Source organism: Microbulbifer aggregans, assembly GCF_020524005.1.
GTDB classification, from domain to species: domain Bacteria; phylum Pseudomonadota; class Gammaproteobacteria; order Pseudomonadales; family Cellvibrionaceae; genus Microbulbifer; species Microbulbifer aggregans_A.
Genome location: NZ_JAIVKK010000005.1, coordinates 71,548 through 89,810, shown reverse-complemented (window position 1 = coordinate 89,810; position 18,263 = coordinate 71,548). Strand labels below are relative to the sequence as shown.

Sequence of the window (18,263 nt, the reverse complement as noted above, 5' to 3'; positions counted from 1 at the left end):
GGTCATACACTGGCCCGGATCTCAACCCGACACAGGGTGGGCAGGGCCATTCCAGCAAACGCGAAAACACTTTATGGCAGTAGAAAAACAATATCAGCCGCCCGCAGACATCCTTGAAGCTTCTGAGGCTTTTCTGAGTGAGCACCCGGATCTTAAATGGATTGAGGGCTTTGCATTCGATATCAATGGAATCCCCCGAGGTAAGTGGTTGCCTGCAGACTCTGCTCGCAAACTGCTCGCGGGCGGGTTGCAGATGCCGCGCAGTGCGGTAAGCCTCGATATCTGGGGCCGAGACATCGAGAACAGTCCCCTGGTATTTGCCAGCGGAGACAGTGATGGTGTCTGCCACCCGGTTTCGCCAATCTGTCTTGCACCCTGGCACCGGGAAAAAACCGCGCAACTGCACATGCAGCTGTATGAGGCGGACGGTTCCGAACTCTATGCAGATCCTCGCGCCCAGCTGCAGAAGGTGGTATCTCGCCTTGCTGACTTGGGTTACAAAGCAGTGTGTGCCACCGAGCTTGAGTTTTATCTCCTCAAGGAAGATATGGATGCACAGGGGCATCCTCTGCCGGTGAGCGATAACGATTCAGAGCTGGTGCCATCAACCGACGTTTATGACCTCGCAGAGCTGGACGCTCAGCGTCACTTTTTTGCGGACGTGCGTGCGGCCTGTGAAGAGCAGGGAATCCCTGCAGATTCGATTCTGTCCGAGTGTGCCCCCGGCCAGTTCGAAATCAACCTGCTGCATTGTGATGACCCGCTGAAAGTCGCGGATCAAACGCTGCTGTTCAAGCGCCTGCTCAAAGGGGTCGCCCGCAGTCATGGCTTGCGTGTGAGTGCGATGGCCAAGCCATTCGGAGATCGGGCGGGAAATGGCATGCATGTGCATATGAGCCTGATTGATGGCGAGGGCAATAATGTTTTTGACGATGGAACTGATCGGGGGGCTGATCTGCTGCGCCATGCCGTAGCGGGCATGATGGCCACGGCGAATGATGCCATGGCGGTGTTTGCACCACACAGCAACTCCTATCGTCGCTTTCAGGAAAGTAGCCATGCGCCGCTCAACTTGTGTTGGGGTTATGACAACCGCACGGTGACTTTCCGTATCCCTGCCAGCGAGAGCAAGGCGCGGCGCATCGAACACCGTATTGCCGGTGCTGATGTCAATGCGTATCTGGTGTTGGCAGCGATTCTGGCGGGCGTCTGTCACGGACTGGAAAATGGTTTACAACCTCCGGCTGCGGTCGAGGGCGATGCCTACCAGGTTGAAAGTGAGCAGCTTATTAACAACTGGGGTAGTGCTCTGCAGCGCTTTGCTGACAGTCCGATCTGGCAGGAATACCTGGATCCGGAATTTGTCGATTTGTTCGTACTGCTGAAGCAGCAGGAGCAGGCGGAAATTGCAGCGCGGGTGACTGACGTTGAGTACCAGAGTTACCTGCAGCGTGTATAAAGCAATCGGAAATTTTTACCGGCGTTGATTGCGACCTGTATTCAAGGGGATTTGTGACAGAAGATAAGGCGGGGTGGTGAGCTCTGCTATACCTAAAAACAGACAGCTGCGGCTTAGTACGCAGTGTGTCGCAAACTCTCCTCCTGAAAGTGTGTTCGAGAATCCTGGCCCGCCTTTTGGCGGGCATTTTTTTGCATTTTTTTTCTTGCAGAAATTTCTTCCTATTTGACGGGACTTGCGTAGGTATTCCTTGCGGTTTCTCTGAAAACTCCACCTATACTGAATTTAACCGCGTGCCGGAGTCACGAAGGAAGAGGTGTGTCTCCTGCGGCCATGGAGCATTTCAGAGTTAAAAGGAGTTAACCATGCGAACCAAGTCCCTGATTCTCCCGCTGGCGTTTGCCGCCGTGGGCGCAACCTCCCCGGCATTTGCCGACTTTACCGGCGGCGACATGATCGTACGCATCGGTGCTGCCTACATGGATGTTGACGATTCCGTATTGTCCACCCGGGATGATTTGGAGTTTCTTGTCGAAGATCCGAATGACCCGGACACCCTGGTTGAGGGTATCGGGAATGTCTCCCTGAATCTGGATGAAGATACGACCTGGTTCATCAACGGTACGTTCTTTGTGGCCGACCACTGGGCATTAGAGTTGTACCACATGAACAGTGCAGATCTCGATGCAAGCATCGATGCCTTTGTGCGGACGGAGGACTTTGATGTTCGCGCTTCTGATAGTGTCGGCGATTTTGAAACTTATGTAACCAGTCTCTATCTGGACTGGTATCCGGTCTGTGTGGAATCCTGGGTTCAGCCCTATGTGGGTGTTGGTATTAATTACACTGATATTGAACAGGATTTCCTGCGTCCGGTTTACAGTGACAGTACAGGCGATTACGGCCTGATCAATTTCGGTAGTTCGTTTAGCTGGACTGCTCAGGTCGGTGTCGATATTGAATTTGGTCGCAATGCCAACTGGTTGTTCAACGCCTCTGCAATGTATATCGATGCGGATCCGGAACTGGAGCTCGGCTTTGATGCCCTGACCCTGAGTACCGGTGCTGTTGAGTCAGTGCGAATTAAAGACGATATGGATTATGACTCGTGGATCTTCAATCTCGGGATTGGCTATAAATTCAGCTTCTGATCTGAACGTTGCTCCAGACTTCATCGCCCCGGACGCCGCATGAATATGTGACGTCCGGGGCTTTGTTGTGCGCACCGTTCTGGAAATCAGTAATACCGGTTTTGCCGTATATATGGCGGGGCAGGTGGGGGATTTTCCGGGTTGTATTCACTCGGGGGCTGCCAATTACGGGTATGTATTGCCATATTGAAGTTGACTGAACAGTCCCATCAATTATGTGGACCGATGGCGTATGGCAGTCATATCTTCGCCGGTGTATTCTTTGCCCTTTCGGCAACCGGCAGTTTGCCTTGCCAGAACAATAAAATATGGGGAGTTTATGACCGCCTTGGGAGAATCTACCGACGGTCTCGCGGTTGCTGATCGACCGCTGAAAATCTGCCTGCTGGGCTATCGCAGTCATCCCCATTGCGGCGGGCAGGGAATTTATCTGCATTACCTCAGTAAAGCGCTGGTGGATGCCGGTCATGAGGTCGATGTCATCTCCGGGCAGCCGTATCCGGAACTGGATGCGCGGGTTCGCCTGATTAAAATGCCCGGTCTCAATCTCTATGAACATGCCAATCCGGCCATGGCGCTTCGCCTTCGGCATTTACGAAGCTGGGCCGATTTTTTTGAGTGGTTCAGTAAGCTGACCGGTGGATTTGCCGAGCCCTATACCTTTGGTCGGCGCGTGTCCAGGTATTTACGTCGTGACGGAACGCAATACGATATTGTTCACGATAACCAGTCCCTGTGTTATGGCCTGCTTGATATCGAAAAATCGGGAATTCCCGTAGTAGCGACAATACATCACCCGATAACCCGCGACCGCCAGCTGGCGCTCGATGCGGCACCGGATTGGTTTTATCGCCTGCTGGTGCGGCGCTGGCACAACTTTTTACGCATGCAGAAACGCGTTGCAAGAAAGTTAAAACATATTGTTACGGTATCAACGCAATCTCTAGAGGATATTGTCGATCAGTTTGGTGTGCGCCGGGAGCAAATGCAGCTGATATACAACGGTATCGATACTGAAGTTTTTCATCCGGTGCCAGGGCTGAAGCGAAACTCGATGCGGATAATGACTACGGCCTCGGCAGATCAGCCGCTCAAAGGGCTGCGCTTTCTGTTACAGGCGGTGGCGTTATTACGCCCGAAATACCCGGAGCTGGAAGTGCTGGTGGTCGGCAAACTGCAGGCCGGTGGAGCAACTGAGCAATTGTTACGGGAGTTGAAACTGGAGGATACGGTGCAGTTTGTCTCCGGAATCAGCCATCAGGAAATGGTGGAGTATTATTGCACCTCGCAGATGGTGGTGTGCCCATCGCTTTATGAAGGGTTTGGGTTGCCTGCGGGAGAGGCGATGGCCTGCGGAGTGCCGGTCATTTCCAGTGATGGCGGTGCTCTGCCAGAGGTGGTAGGTGATGCTGGCATCATTGTTCCAGCGGGAGATAGTGGCGCACTGTCACGGGCAGTGGATCGTCTCCTCTCTGATCCGACGTTGTGTGAAAAATACAGTCGCCTTGGGCGGGAGCGCATCGAGCTCGAATTTTCCTGGCGCCGGGTCGCAGAGCAGCTGACACAGTTTTATCGCGAAATACTCGCGCAGCGTCAGGGCAAGGGGAGCGCGATAGATCGTGCGCGGTTACGTGGTGCTCCTGAAGAGATGCAAAAAAAGGCTGCCAATACTGACGAGTGTGCTGATTGTGCGCCTCAAAAGAGTGGGGAAGCGGCCTGATGATTACGGTCAATCCCGAACTTCTCAACCTGAAAGCGGGCCAGAAAGTACTGGATCTGGGATGTGGCGAAGGTCGTCATGCGATTCACCTGATGATTACTGATCCGGTTGATGTATATGGCTTCGACCTCAGTCTGAGTGACGTACGTACCGCGAAGGACAAGGCCGCTCCCTTTACCGAGGCTTCTGACTGCCGTGGCCGGTTATTGCTCGGTGTGGGTAATGGTCTGCAACTGCCGTTTGCCGATGACGCCTTCGATGTAGTGATTTGCTCCGAAGTACTGGAGCATATCCACGACTACCAGGGGGTGTTGAAAGAAATTGATCGAATTTTGAAACCCGGTGGGATTTTTGCTGCGACTGTCCCGGCATTTTTTCCGGAGTGGGTTTGCTGGAAGCTCTCGGAGGCCTATCACCAGGTTGAAGGAGGGCACATCCGAATTTTCAGGGAAAAGCAGCTCCGCAGTCGTATAGAAACCCTCGGGCACCGGTATTTTGCGCGCCACAAAGCGCACGCATTGCATTCGCCATACTGGTGGTTGAAGTGCCTGCTTTGGGGGCGGGATGACGCGGGTGTTGTCCGTGCCTATCACCGTTTTCTGGTTTGGGATCTGATGCAGAAGCCCCGGCTTACACGTGTGGTGGAAAAGCTGCTCAATCCGTTGTTGGGTAAAAGCATCGCGCTGTATTTTGTTAAACCCGAGGCCCTGGTTTCCGGGGCATCTTCCAGAGTTGATGTGAGCATGGTTTCCCCAAGTGAAACCGCTCGGGAGGTGGCGGCGTGAGCGATCAACTCGTCGCGACCGCGACAGTGAGTGCGACTGCACAGCGAGTGTTTCCCGAAAACTTTTTGCAAAGTAGCGCGGCCTATATTCTGTCCCAGCAACTGGATGATGGTTCCATCCCCTGGTTTTCTGGGCACTACGCCGACCCTTGGGATCACGTTGAAGCCGCAATGGGGTTAAGCATTGCCGGCGAGTTTGCTGCGGCGGAAAAGGCGTACGACTGGCTGGCTCAAAATCAATTGCCGGACGGCAGTTGGTGGGCGGCATATCGAAATGGCGAAATTGACAATTGCGAACGCCGCGAGAGCAATTTTGTAGCGTATATCGCGACGGGAGTCTGGCATCACTATCTGATCAGCGAGAACCGGGCATTTCTGGTCCGTTTGTGGCCGGTAGTCGAGAAGGCGCTGGGCTTTGTGTTGTCGCTTCAGTCCGAGTATGGCGAGATTCAGTGGGCGGTGGATGCTGATGGTCAGCCGTTGCAGGATGCGCTGATTACAGGTTGCTCATCTGTCTACAAGAGCCTCGAATGCGGGATCAATATCGCGCACACGCTGGGTATTGAAAGTCGCTCCTGGGTGGAAGGGCGACATCGGCTCGGTATTGCGCTGCGTGAAAATCCCGAGCGTTTCGATCGCACATGGGAAAGCAAGGCCCGGTTTTCCATGGATTGGTTCTATCCGGTGCTCAGCGGTGCGTTTACCGGCAATGCCGCGCGCATGCGGCTGCAGAAAAAATGGGACGAATTTGTCGTGGCCGGACTCGGCTGTCGCTGTGTGAACGATGAGCCCTGGGTTACGGTGGCGGAATCCTGCGAATTGACTATGGCGCTTCTGGCGGCAGGGGAGGGGAGCAAAGCCCTGAAAATCTATCGCGCGCTTCACCGTTGGCAGGATAGTGACGGCGGTTATTGGACCGGCTACGTGTATCGCGATAGTGCGATCTGGCCCGAGGAAAAAACCACCTGGACCGTCGGCGCCATGATGCTGGCTGCGGATGCGCTGACAGGGCTTACCCCTGCCAGCAGGCTGTTTACCCGTGTCGAGTTACTGGACGCGCCGCAGGATGCCGAGCGTTTTGACCATCTCGACCAGCTCGAACTGAGCGGAAGCCAGCGCTAACTGGTATATCTCGTAGGGAGCCTGGCCGCCATCTTGCGGGTTGGGGAAAATGTCGTGAATGGCGAGGAATCCGCCCGGTACGATATGGCGAACCCAGCTACGGTAGTCCGTCAAGGCCGCTTCCCGCGAGTGGCCTCCGTCGATAAATACCATTCCCAGCGGGGTGTTCCAGTGGCGGGCAGCTATCCCTGACGGCGCGACAATCGGTACGACACAGCTCTCAAGCTCGGCTTTTCGCATATTGCTGCGGAAACTGTGAAAACTGTCCATCAGTTGCGCTTGCGGATCAAACAGTTCGCTATCGTGGTATTCCTCGCCCGGTTGGTGCTCTTCAGATCCGCGGTGGTGGTCGACAGCAAACAGGGTGTTGTTCATCAATTTGCAGGCACTGCCAATATACACCGTGGATTTACCGCAGTAGCTGCCAACTTCCAGGCATGGGCCCAGATTGCTGGCGTCCGCCGCCAGGCGATAAAGGGCATCGCCTTCCACTGGATCAAGAAAGCCTTTGACGGTGTCGATATCGAGGGGGAGTGTGTTGTCCATGATGTTCTATCTGAATTGATTATTGCGTGAAGGTAATTGCCGGGACGCAGGAATGCAATGTGCTGTAACGACAGTGCCAGTGACAATAACAAACTGAAAGAGTAGGCAATCCCCAGGATGCGCAAGGATCATAGACCTTATTGGCTGAAGCGATGGATGCTCCAATGGCGCAACTGGAAAGTGCGACACTTTTTACTGCCCCAGTTCGATGCTTGTGGGCGAGAGCCGGAGATCATGCACCCGGCATCGGTCAAAGTGTTCGGCAGCAATATTCGGCTCGGAAATTTTCCGCACCTTATTTCTACGCCGGATAACTGCATCCGTTTTACGGCACTGGCACCCCGGGGTGGGGATGCCCATATTTCCATAGGGGACTATGTGCTTGTCTCGCCCGGTGTGCGAATTTCGGCAGCGGAATCCATCGTGATTGGCAAGGCCTGTATGTTTGCGGCAAACGTGTATATATCCGATTCGGATTGGCACGGCATCTATAATCGCGCCCGACCATTTCGTTGTACGGCGCCCATCGTTATTGGCGACAATGTATGGATTGGTGACAGTGCCATCGTGTGTAAGGGTGTCTCCATAGGTGACAACGCCGTAGTGGGTGCCGGCAGCGTTGTGACCAAAGATGTACCGGCCAATAGCGTGGTCGCGGGCAATCCGGCTCGGGAAATCAAACAGATCAGCCCCGGACGCCGGATGATTACCCGTGAGGACCTGTTTGCCGATAGTTTCCGCCAGGCGCACAATCTGGATGAATTGGATAAAATGCTGCTCGCGGGCAACAGCCTGTTGGGCTGGCTGCGGTCTTTGATACTGCCGCGGCGAGGGGATTAACGAAGTAGGCCGTATAAATAGGAAGTTCAATAAACATGCATAGCAAGGGCAGTGTGGTTCTGATCGGTATGCCTGGTGCCGGTAAAAGTACTCTGGGGGTTCTGTTAGCGAAAGAGTTGGCCAAGGACTTTGTAGATACGGATGTGCTGATCCAGCTGCGGGAAGACAAGACCCTGCAGGAAATCATGAATGAATCGGATTACCTGAACCTGCGCCGGATCGAGGGCGAGGTAATCGCAGAGGCAAACTTGCCAAACCACGTGATCGCGACTGGCGGCAGTGCGGTATACAGCGAAGAGGGAATGCACAACCTGCTGAGCTTTGGTCCAGCGGTTTTCCTTAATTGCTCGGCGGACGAACTGCGCCGGCGAATTCACAATTACGAAAGCCGTGGGATTGCCAAAGCACCCGGGCAAAGCTTTGAGGCGCTATTTGAGGAGCGTCAGGCACTGTATCGCCGTTACGCTGATATTGTGGTGGACTGCGATGGATTGAGTCTGGAGCAGGTATTGTGGCAGGTGACCAGCAAGCTCGAGACCCGCTAGTTGCGGCTGTGAACTGTCAGCAAGCGGAACTCGGGGCAGGCTGCAGGAGCCCACACTGGTTTCAATACCAGCGCTGGGCTCGGAACCCTTACCCCTTAGCAGCCGGGAGGCGGAGGCTTACAGAGGCAGTTGAGTGGTGTACTTGACCTGTTTCAGTGCGAAAGTGGAGTTGACCGAGGCCACGTTGGGCAGGTGTACCAGAGAGCGTTTCAGTAATTGCTCGTAGTGTTCCACGCTGTCTACGACAACACGTAATACATAGTCTTTATCACCACTGGTGGAGTAGCATTCCACCACTTCATTTACATCCTGCACCGCAGATTCGAAGCTATTCAGCGAGTCTTCGTCGTGGTTGTGAATCGTCACATAGCAGTATACTGTGACCCCCAAGTCAAGTTTACGCGGGTCGAGCAGCGTGACGCGGCCACGGATGATGCCCTCTGCTTCCAGACGTTTGATGCGTCGCCAGCAAGGGGTATGGGAAAGACCGACTTTGTCGCCCAGCTCGGCCATGGAATAATCGGCGTTCTCCTGCAGCGCCCGCAAAATCTTGCGGTCGAAATCATCCAGGTCTGTTGAGCGCTTCATATAAACTCCTGTCCTACAGTTTCTGTGCTAGCCGAGATGGCTGTCATAATTTTACGCAGAACAGTGCAAATAAAGCAATGTCTTGTTGCGCGCTAGGCACTAGTATGACTTGACCACGCCGTCGCTGTATTTGGCAGCCTTTGCTACAAGCCATAAATAATGGCGCCTCAATCTGCGGCGCGCGCCTCGAATCACAATAATTATCGAGTGCCAATTCTACAAACTGGAAGCGGACATTCGTGCAAAAGCGGAAGATGTAGGCGTATGAGCGAGCAAAAAATGGCCAGTGAGACCCAGGTTGCCAAAGCGGCCCCGGTTTCTCTGGATGATCGATACACCACCCTCCAGGGGCAGGTACTGCTGTCAGGGATCCAGGCCCTGGTGCGTTTGCCCATTGATCAAATGCGCATTGACCGCGCTCGCGGTCTCAATACTGCGACGTTTATTTCCGGATACCGTGGCTCGCCACTCGGCGGTTACGACCAGCAGCTATCGCGCGCGAAGAAAATGCTGGATGAGTACAACATCCGCTTCGTACCCGGCGTCAACGAAGAGCTAGCGGCGACTTCCGTATGGGGTTCGCAGCAAGTGGGCCTGTTTGATGGTGCGGAAGTGGATGGGGTATGCGGTATCTGGTACGGAAAAACTCCCGGGGTTGACCGTTCCTGCGATGCGTTTCGCCATGCGAACGCTGCCGGCTCTTCGCCCAGGGGCGGAGCCCTGATCATCGCCGGTGATGACCACGGCTGTAAGTCTTCGTCCTATCCCGGTCAGTCCGAGTTCGCTTTCGTCGACATGCATATACCCGTCCTCAACCCCGCTACGGTGCAGGAGGTACTGGACTACGGGCTCTATGGCCTGGAGTTGTCGCGCTTCAGTGGTTGCTGGGTGGCGATGATTACCCTGGCGGAAAATATGGACAGTTCGTCCATGGTCGAGGTTAATCCCGCCGGTGTCTCATTTACATATCCCGAGGTCAAACAGCCGGAAGGCGGCCTCAATATCCGCAAGCAAGATAACCCGCTGGAACAGGAAGAGCGCCTGTGGCGCTACAAGCGCCCGGCGGCACTGGCCTTCGCCCGCGCGAATCAGCTGAATAAGCTGGTGCTGGATACGCCTGATGCGACCCTGGGTATCGTGACGGCCGGTAAAGCTCACCTCGACCTGATGCAGGCGTTCGAGGACATGGGCATCGATGAGGCCCAGGCCAAAGCCTTGGGTATCCGCATTCTCAAAGTGGGCATGACCTATCCGCTGGACGTTCCCGGAATTCAGGAATTTGCTCGCGGCCTGGACTCGCTGCTGGTGCTGGAAGAAAAGCGCAGCCTGATGGAAGTGCAGCTCAAAGAAGAGCTGTACAACGTGCACCTGAGAGATCCGAATTTCCCACGGATTCTCGGCAAGGTCGATGAGCACGATAACCCGCTGCTGCCCATGTATGGAGAGCTGTCACCGGCCGTTGTGGCACAGGTACTGGGCTATCTGCTGGGCGAAGATAAACTCGGTGAGAGGGCGCGACATCGCCTGATGCGGCTGGATGCGCTGGCAGAGCGGATCTCTGCGCAGGCCGGTTCCAGTGTGGCGCGCCTGCCTATGTTCTGTGCGGGTTGCCCCCACAACCGCTCTACCCGAGTGCCGGAAGGCAGTCGCGCACTGGCGGGTATCGGTTGTCACTATATGGCGCAGTGGCTGGACCGGGAAACTTACACCTTTACCCAGATGGGAGCGGAAGGTGTGAACTGGATTGGTCAGGCTGCGTTCACCAGTGAGCCGCATGTGTTCGTCAATCTCGGGGATGGAACTTACTTCCACTCGGGCATCCTGGCTATTCGTGCGGCGGTGGCTGCCCGGGTCAATATTACCTATAAGATTCTGTTTAATGATGCAGTCGCCATGACTGGCGGCCAGCCCCACGATGGCGAACTGCGCCCGGATATGATTTGCCGCCAGGTGTTGGCAGAGGGCGTGAACAAGGTCGTCCTGGTGATGGACAACACGAGCAAGTACGGCAATGCGCTGGCATTTCCTGCAGAAGTGGAAATCCGCCACCGGGATCACATGCCCGCGGTTATGGAAGAGTTGCGGGAGTCACCCGGCTGTACCGTGATCGTTTACGACCAGACCTGCGCTACTGAGTTGCGCCGCAAGCGCAAGCGCGGCTTGCTGCCCAAGGCCGAAGGGCGTCCGTTTATCAATGAGCTGGTGTGTGAAGGCTGTGGTGACTGCGTTACCCAGTCCAGCTGTATCGCCGTCGAAAAAGTGGAAACTGCACTCGGCGACAAGCGACGGGTCAATCAGACCAGCTGTAACCAGGATATGTCCTGCGTAAACGGATTCTGTCCGTCGTTTGTGACGGTCAAGGGTGGCAAGTTGAGCAAGCGCGCGGGGGTGGGCGATACCTTGTGTGATACAGCGGATAAGCTGGTGCAGCCAGTGCTCCCTGCACTGAATGAACCATTCAATTTGCTGGTTACCGGGGTTGGTGGCACCGGCGTGGTAACGATTGGCGCACTGCTGGCTATGTCCGCGCATATTGAAGGCAAGGCGTGTAGTACGCTGGACCAGACCGGTCTCGCCCAGAAAGGCGGCGCCGTGTATTCCCATGTGCGGTTTGCCGATGATCCTTCGTCCTTGCAGGCTGTACGGATTTCCGATGGGCGTGCCGACGCACTGATGGCCTGCGACCTGATTGCGGCCGGTAACCTGTCTGCGAGCCTGGCAAAGCTGGATGAGACCCACAGCCGGGCAGTGGTAAATACCCATTTGAGTCCGACAGCAGCTTCGGTACTCGGGCGCGAAGATATTCACTCGCCACAGGCCGTGCTGGATACGATCAAGGATGCGGTACTCAAGCTCGATGTGGTTGAGGGGCACAAACTGACCAAAGCTGCGCTGGGCGATACCCTGGCAGCGAATATATTTATGCTTGGTTTCGCCTGGCAGAAGGGTTTGATTCCGCTCGGGCTCGATGCGATCCGCCAGGCGATCAGTTTGAACGGCGTTGCCGTCGAGGCAAACCTTCAGGGGTTGGCTGCGGGCCGTCTCGCTGCCGCTGATCCCGATACGCTTAATCGCCTCCTCGTACAGGAGGAGGTTGAGGTGTTGCCCCGAGGGCTTGAAGGGGTGGTTGCACACCGGGTGGCCCACCTTACCGGGTACCAGAATGCAGCGCTGGCCCGTCGCTATCGTGCCCTGGTCGATAAGGTAAAGGATGCGGAAATCCTCAAGGTACCGGGTAGCGATGCGCTGGCGGAAACCGTAGCGCGCAATTATGCGAAGCTGCTCGCTTACAAAGATGAGTACGAAGTGGCTCGCCTGTATAGCGATAGCCGGTTTGTCGAGTCCCTGCGCGAAAGCTTTGCCGGCGACTTCGAGCTGGAGTTCAACCTGGCTCCGCCGTTACTGAGCCCGTTTGACAAAATTACCGGTCGACCACGCAAGTTGAAGTTTGGCGGCTGGATGATGAAAGCCTTTGGCTTGCTGGCAAAGCTGAAATTCCTGCGTGGCACGGCGCTGGATATTTTTGGTTACACCGCTGAACGCAAGATGGAGCGTCGTCTGATTGCTGAGTATGAGCAGGTGGTTGACGAGGTCGTTGGCAAGCTCAATGCAAGTAACCATGCTGCGGCCATCGAGTTGCTCAATTATCCCGACCTGATCCGCGGCTATGGTCCGGTGAAGGATGCGAATGTGGCGAAGGCGAAAGAGCTTAAGGAGTTGTCGCTACAGCGTTTTTACAACCCGAAAGCGGGTGTAGAAGGGGCTGCGGCGGCACCGGTGGAGGTGTTCGATCCAGCCAAGGCGCAGCAGGTGGGGTGATTCCCGCAAGTTGTGTAAGCAAACAAAAATGGCGAGCCAGTGGCTCGCCATTTTTGTTTGCTTAGCTCGGTGTCGTTATTACCAGCCGATCTGCGCGCGGATGCCGAACTGATCGGTATTATCGCCAGTGAAATCGTCGTCGCCCATGATGTAATTGAACATAAAGCGAACATTGCGATTGGCGTAGAAATTGAGGCCGATGGTCGTGCTGCTGGCTTCCAGGTTGCTGATATCGCGGTTTTCCATGGTGTCGTAGCGGAACGTCAGTTCCCAGGCACCGCCCCAGAGTCCGTCGCCGCTGGGTTTGGCAGAGCTGAATGCACCGCGCCGTGTGCTGTAAGGCTTGTGCTCACCGGTCAGCATCCAGCTGCCCTGGACATACCAGGTTTGGATGGTCTGGTCGCTCATATAGCAGCCGAACTCCGGGTCACAGGGAAAGGGCGCGGGCGCACCAAACTCACCTTCGAACTGGTCTTCTGAGAGGTAGTAATTTCCGTCGAAGCTGCCAATAACGTATTCCGCCTGCAGGTACAGAGGTCCGTAGCTGCCGGCCAGCTCCAGTGCGGCGGTGGATGCGTCACCAGTAGGTGTAAGCGCCATCAGCTGTGACGGGCCGCGGCGGCCCGCGTAGTCGGCTTCCGCGGTCAGCTCTGGGGAGTCCTGGTTGGCATTCTCGTAGCTGATGGAGGTGCCCAGGTGCAGGGTCTCGTTATCAGTATTTATCGGGTGCCAGGCCAACCGTCCCGCTGCGCCCAGGCCTTCGTTGCGCGGTGTGCCCGCATCCCGCAAGTTGAATGCCATCATGCCGAGGGTGAAGCAGTCCAGAACGCCGGTCCAGCCGATACCCTGCTGGAACTGGTTGCCGTCATAAAGGCCGGTGGCGCTGGAAAACGGGCGCTCCAGGAAGGTAATTTCATTGGAGCTGGTCATTTCCGCCATGGAGCGGAAAGGTTTGAACTGGCCGATACGCACTTCGCCGTTAAGGAATTTGTGCGCCAGGAACACATCGCGGTAGCCGCTCAGGGTGTCGCCGCCAGTAAAGTCCTGCTCCAGCACGTAACTCCAGTCGTAGATGTTGCCTTTCAGGGTGATACGCGCGCGGCGGAAGTCCGTGGTGCTGGTGGGATCTTCGAGATCGCTGTCAAAGAGGTAAGTATCGAAGTGAATACGCCCGCCGAGTGAGGCGGAGAAGTTGCCGTCATCGGAGGTGATTTTCAGGTTGCCCTTGGTTGTCGCTTCATCCGCTACTGCGGTACCGGAGAGCAGGCTGGTCAGGGCGGTGGCCATCAGGCTCTTATGGAGGCGGTCCATTTGAAATATCCCGTGTCATTTGGCTTTTGTAATGGCGGCGGATTCTAGCAGTCCATTTTGTCTGTCAAAAATTAGAAACATTTCTGAAACATCCGAGATCCATAAAATTAAATGTTTCAGTTTGTAATAATCCTGTAACAATTGCGGAGCCAGATGCCGTACCAGTCTAGTTGCCCGAGACAGTAGAGAGGGAGGTCAAATCTGCTTTATGTTGAAGCCGGCGGCTTTCAGGTAATCGGAAACGGATTTTTCACCGATCAGGTGCCCTGCACCCACCACAACGAACAGTTTTCCATGTTGCTCGCTGAAGGTTTGGATCTTTTTCGCCATCTCTCGGTTGCGCCGGTAGAACAGCCGCTCGTGCAGCTGTACAAACTCCGGGTACTGCTCGATGTCTTGGCGGAAAATCAGGTCGTAGAGCGCCTCCTGATCACCGGCTTTCCAGGCTCCGGTGATGCGCGGAACAAACTGATCCATTTCTGAAAGCTGTTCCAGCGTCTGCTTCAGATAGAGTTCCGGCTTTTCCAGGCTGTTCAATAGCTGCAACTGCTGTAAGACACTTTCCAGTTCGAGGATAGGCTTTACCTGGCGGTGCGCTTCGGCAAGAAAGTGGCGATCAATCCCCGCGTTGGGGTCCAGCCCGTGTGCCTGCATTTCCACGATGCTGAGGGTGATCATGGCAATGGCAGGGCGCATACGGCTGAAAAGGCGCTCCGGGATCATGCGTTTCCGCAGCCACTCCTGTAATTCACCATACAGTTCCGGTGGTATGTGGTTCTTCAGCTGGTCGCCCGGGGGGTAGAAGGATTCCTGCGTTACCTTCTGTTGCAGCTGTGGATCGGATTCCATCGCAATGACGTCAGCTTCTACCACCAGGGCGTCGCTACTGTTGTAGGCGTTTAAGATGACGTCCCGCAGCGGGTAGAAGCTCTGGTCAGCGAGATGGATTGAGCCCAACAGGTAAATTTTATGCCCGTCTTTACTGGCTTCGAGTAACAGTCCCCGATCTTCTGCGGCATACGTGGAAGTTACCACGCAGAGCAGCGCGGCAATTAGTAGAAAGCATCTGCGCGCTAATCCGGACTTTTCCTTTGCTTGCATTGTTCCTTTGCGGCTCCCTTTCAAATACTTGTAATAACCGATTGCTCATAGGCAGTGTGATTGTTTCACAAGAGCGCATGCTACTGCATCGCGCCAGAAATGTGACCGGTTGTCGTTGCCGCAACATTTCTGCGCAATGGCGTTTAAATCAGCGGTAGAATTGCTGGATACATTAAGGAATGCAAAAGGGACGGCTGGGTAACAGTTATGCGGATCGTTCAGGTATTACCCTCATTGGAAGGCGGGGAAGTGGCGCTTACGGCGCTGGAGTTTGCTCAGGAGCTGGTCAAACAGGGGCATGAATCCATTGTGATTTCGGCCGGGGGAGAGTTGGTGTCGCGCTTGCAGCTCCATGGGAGTCGCCATATCACCTTGCCGCTGGGGCAGTCGTCTCTGTTGCGAAACCTGATTATGAAGCGCCGGCTACGGACGCATTTAAAATCGCTACAGCCGGATGTCCTGCATGCACGAGGTCCTTATCCTGCGCGCATTGCTCGGGCTGCCTGGAAAGGTTTGCCGGATAGTCAGCGCCCGCGCCTGGTAACGTCGATTCACGAAGTGCCGTCCAGAGGGCTGTTTCGCGGCCGCCTGAGCAACCGGGCGTTGGCCGCTGGTGAGCGGGTGGTGGCAGCTTCCGGTGGGCTGGCAGCACATCTTAGGCAGCGCTTTAACTCGGTGCTGGGCGAGCGCGAGCCGCAGGTGATTTACCGGGGCGTCAACACACGCGAGCTGGATAAAAATGCACCGGTGTCTGGTCTCTGGCACCAGAAGATCCTCAATGACTACCCTCAGCTGGAAGGCAAACACTGGCTTTTGCTGCCTGCAAAAGTAGCGCCGGGGCAGGGGCATGAGCGTTTTCTTGAAATGCTTGCGGCGATCAGTCTGGAGCGCGACGACGTTTTTGGTGTGATTGTCGGTGAGATTCCACCCGGCGGTGAAAAATTTGCCCTTCGTATGGAGCGGCGGGCGCAGCAGATGGGGTTGAGTGAAAAGGTTCTGTTCCTTGGGGCCCGTCGCGACATGCGCGAATTTTACGCCAGTGCGCGGATTACGTTTGACCTTGCGCAAAAACCGCAGAGTAGCGGTCGGATAGTGACCGAGGCTTTGGCGATGAATTGCCCGGTTGTTTGTATCAAAGGGCGCGGGGCGGCGGCGGAGGTTGCGGAATTGTGCTTCCCCCAGGGAGTTGTAGAGGAAAGTAGTGTAGAGGCGTTGGTTAGCGCCGCACTCAGTATTCTTTCCGGGGCGCAGCCTATTCGCTTCGCGGGTTTTTCCCTGACAGAGACGACGCAGCAGGCTCTGTCGCTGTACGAAGTACTGTGCGGCAGGGATACCCCTGCGTCGGGGTCACTCTGAATGTTTCTATGGTCGAATGCCGGTGGTGTGCTATTGCCGCTGGAACGGTCGCCCGCGGGATCTGTGTTTCAGGCGATCAAGCGGGAATAAACCTGCCATGTAGCGCGGGCCATGCTGTCCAGCGTCAGTTCTTGTCTGGCGTGTTCGAACCGCGTGGCAAAGTCTTCTTTTGGCTGATCGAGCGCCCATTGTATTTTTTCGGCAATGTGCGTGTGTGTCAGATCCGAAAATAAGTAGGCCTCGGGCAGATAATCGAGCGCGTTGCCGGTGGGGGTCGATACTACCGGGCAGCGGTTCAGTAGGGCTTCGATCAATGTGTACGGTGTCCCATCGCTGCGGGCGGGGATCACCAGTAAATCCGCTACTTCCAGAAAGTTCGCCAGTGTATTGTCTGCACTGAAAAAGACGATACGTTTTTCCAGGCCGCGATTGCGGCACTGCGCTTCTAGCGCCTCTTTTTCCGGGCCATCCCCCAATATCATCAAGTAAGTGTCCGGGAGTAGGGCCATGGCGTCGATTAGACGATCGATTCCGCGTGCCTTTATCAATCGGCTTGCCGCCAATAAAAGTGGTCGCTGTTGGATAATTTCTGGCAGCAGCGGTGAATTGGCGGCCGGGGACTGGCGTTCCACACCGTTGGGTATGATGTGCCACTCCAGCCTGGAGTTGGCGATGGCGCCTTCGCTGATGGCAATGCGGGCATCGAATGTACTGGCCAGTTTGTCCCGGGGGTGCCGCACGTTGTGCCGGGTAATGACTTGCAGGGCTTCGGTATACGGTTTAACTGCGGCCAATAGCTGGGCGGACTTGCTGCCGTGGCCGTGGGCAATCTGGTATTGGCCTTTGCGGATTTGATTGGCCAGCCGCCAGACCAGGTTGGGGTGATGCCGGCTGCGGTCGGTGTTCAAGGGTATGAACTGAACTTTCTCATCCAGAGTAGGCAGGTATCTGGGATGAGCGATAACTGAAACCTGGGCGTTGGTGTTTCTCGCCTGCCAGCGTGACAGGTCGGCAACATGTTTTTCAAGCCCACCATGTTCCCGGCTGGCAATGAGGTGGCAGATGTTTTTGATCATTCGGCGGAAAATCCGGTTCTGGCGCTGCCGGTTGTTGTTTAACGTTGGTTTTACAGCGCTTTGCCCGCAAGTCACGTGTGGGATCGTGATTTAACGTGAATGTATTGTCGCGGGCTTGTGTGACAGGATTTTTATTGAACTGTGACTATTTTGTTGCGGTGGTTTGAGAGCCTCGTTACCTAAAAGGTTACGTGCCAATTCAACGATGCAAAATCGAAACCGGGGTTCGGTGTGTTGGTATAACCGTTGGAAAAATGGCTATACCGCAGCGAAACCGTTTGGCCGTTTTGCAATGTATACCCAGAGGCAAAATGCAGAGAAAAATTCAGGTTGGTTGATAGGTCGATAACACCGAAGCTGCGCTCGGTGAGGTAGGCAGCACCGATTCCGAGTTCTCCGAACCAGCCTCTCGCCTCGGTACCGGGATACCAGCGCATAACGGGCTTCAGCTCCCAGATCTGCTGCTTTTGCTCCCGGCCACCATAGGTCATTTGCATGTACGAGTAGCTGCCCTGAGCCCACCACTGTATACGGTGATTGGCGGGATAGTCGTAAAACTGATATGACCAGTTGGCGCCTACCATGCCTGCGCCCGCAATAGACTTTTGCTGAATCAGCGCGTTTCCAAGACCTTTGCCCGCACTGATAATCCATTCCTGATCACCTTTTTCCGCATGGGCCGGTTCAGCAATCCCCAGGCTGAGCAGCAATGCCAGCAGGAGTGCAGCCAGTAACAGTGCAGGGGGATAGGTTGGTAATACGGATTGGCTTTTACACATGAGAAGACGTCGCCGATTATCAGTGTTAGCGGGCTTTCATTGTCCGGAATAAGGTTAGTCGCAAAC

The 18,263-nt window shown here is 55.3% G+C and carries 15 protein-coding genes; 9 read left to right on the top strand and 6 right to left on the bottom strand.

The window, feature by feature from the left end:
- Nucleotides 1–73 precede the first annotated feature (73 nt).
- The 5 genes from LC093_RS10950 to LC093_RS10930 all read left to right on the top strand — a co-directional run bounded on the left by LC093_RS10950 (nt 74) and on the right by LC093_RS10930 (nt 6,236).
- On the top strand, nt 74–1,459 hold the full coding sequence (locus LC093_RS10950) for a glutamine synthetase family protein (protein ID WP_226664828.1): 1,386 nt from the start codon (nt 74–76) through the stop codon (nt 1,457–1,459).
- Nucleotides 1,460–1,824: 365 nt separating this feature from the next.
- On the top strand, nt 1,825–2,610 hold the full coding sequence (locus tag LC093_RS10945; RefSeq protein WP_226664827.1) for an OmpW/AlkL family protein: 786 nt from the start codon (nt 1,825–1,827) through the stop codon (nt 2,608–2,610).
- Nucleotides 2,611–2,929: 319 nt separating this feature from the next.
- Complete coding sequence (locus LC093_RS10940) at nt 2,930–4,330, top strand: glycosyltransferase family 4 protein (RefSeq protein WP_226664826.1); 1,401 nt, start codon at nt 2,930–2,932, stop codon at nt 4,328–4,330.
- Nucleotides 4,330–5,115: a class I SAM-dependent methyltransferase gene (locus LC093_RS10935; RefSeq protein WP_226664825.1), complete on the top strand. Its 786-nt coding sequence runs from the start codon at nt 4,330–4,332 to the stop codon at nt 5,113–5,115. Before LC093_RS10940 ends, LC093_RS10935 begins: the two co-directional genes overlap by 1 nt.
- Entirely contained in the window at nt 5,112–6,236 is a 1,125-nt protein-coding gene (locus LC093_RS10930) for a prenyltransferase/squalene oxidase repeat-containing protein (RefSeq protein ID WP_226664824.1), read from the top strand. Before LC093_RS10935 ends, LC093_RS10930 begins: the two co-directional genes overlap by 4 nt.
- Here the strand turns inward: LC093_RS10930 and LC093_RS10925 are convergent.
- Entirely contained in the window at nt 6,162–6,782 is a 621-nt protein-coding gene (locus tag LC093_RS10925; protein ID WP_226664823.1) for a class I SAM-dependent methyltransferase, read from the bottom strand. The genes LC093_RS10930 and LC093_RS10925 overlap by 75 nt on opposite strands.
- Before the next feature lie 156 nt (nt 6,783–6,938).
- Here LC093_RS10925 and LC093_RS10920 point away from each other — a divergent pair, with 156 nt between their 5' ends.
- Nucleotides 6,939–7,622 (top strand): acyltransferase, encoded by a 684-nt coding sequence (locus tag LC093_RS10920; RefSeq protein ID WP_319004920.1) that lies wholly within the window; start codon nt 6,939–6,941, stop codon nt 7,620–7,622.
- Nucleotides 7,623–7,657: 35 nt separating this feature from the next.
- Nucleotides 7,658–8,167, top strand: a complete 510-nt coding sequence (locus LC093_RS10915) for a shikimate kinase (protein ID WP_226664821.1) — start codon at nt 7,658–7,660, stop codon at nt 8,165–8,167.
- A 117-nt stretch (nt 8,168–8,284) separates the two neighbouring features.
- Here the strand turns inward: LC093_RS10915 and LC093_RS10910 are convergent, their stop codons facing one another.
- Nucleotides 8,285–8,755, bottom strand: a complete 471-nt coding sequence (locus LC093_RS10910) for an Lrp/AsnC family transcriptional regulator (protein WP_226664820.1) — start codon at nt 8,753–8,755, stop codon at nt 8,285–8,287.
- A gap of 264 nt (nt 8,756–9,019) precedes the next feature.
- Between LC093_RS10910 and LC093_RS10905 the strand changes: the two genes are divergently transcribed.
- Entirely contained in the window at nt 9,020–12,574 is a 3,555-nt protein-coding gene (locus tag LC093_RS10905) for an indolepyruvate ferredoxin oxidoreductase family protein (protein WP_226664819.1), read from the top strand.
- A gap of 78 nt (nt 12,575–12,652) precedes the next feature.
- On the opposite strand, the gene LC093_RS10900 is transcribed toward LC093_RS10905, so the two are convergent.
- Entirely contained in the window at nt 12,653–13,885 is a 1,233-nt protein-coding gene (locus LC093_RS10900; protein ID WP_226664818.1) for an OprO/OprP family phosphate-selective porin, read from the bottom strand.
- A 195-nt stretch (nt 13,886–14,080) separates the two neighbouring features.
- Nucleotides 14,081–14,920 carry a TraB/GumN family protein gene (locus LC093_RS10895; protein ID WP_226664817.1) on the bottom strand — a complete coding sequence of 280 codons (840 nt, stop codon included), beginning with the start codon at nt 14,918–14,920 and terminating at the stop codon, nt 14,081–14,083.
- Nucleotides 14,921–15,193: 273 nt separating this feature from the next.
- Here LC093_RS10895 and LC093_RS10890 point away from each other — a divergent pair, with 273 nt between their 5' ends.
- Nucleotides 15,194–16,342 (top strand): glycosyltransferase, encoded by a 1,149-nt coding sequence (locus LC093_RS10890; RefSeq protein ID WP_226664816.1) that lies wholly within the window; start codon nt 15,194–15,196, stop codon nt 16,340–16,342.
- A gap of 68 nt (nt 16,343–16,410) precedes the next feature.
- On the opposite strand, the gene LC093_RS10885 is transcribed toward LC093_RS10890, so the two are convergent.
- Both LC093_RS10885 and LC093_RS10880 read right to left on the bottom strand, forming a co-directional pair.
- On the bottom strand, nt 16,411–17,418 hold the full coding sequence (locus LC093_RS10885; RefSeq protein ID WP_226664815.1) for a glycosyltransferase family 4 protein: 1,008 nt from the start codon (nt 17,416–17,418) through the stop codon (nt 16,411–16,413).
- A 179-nt stretch (nt 17,419–17,597) separates the two neighbouring features.
- A complete protein-coding gene (locus LC093_RS10880; RefSeq protein ID WP_226664814.1) occupies nt 17,598–18,197 on the bottom strand; it encodes an acyloxyacyl hydrolase in 600 nt (199 codons plus the stop codon).
- Nucleotides 18,198–18,263 lie beyond the last annotated feature (66 nt).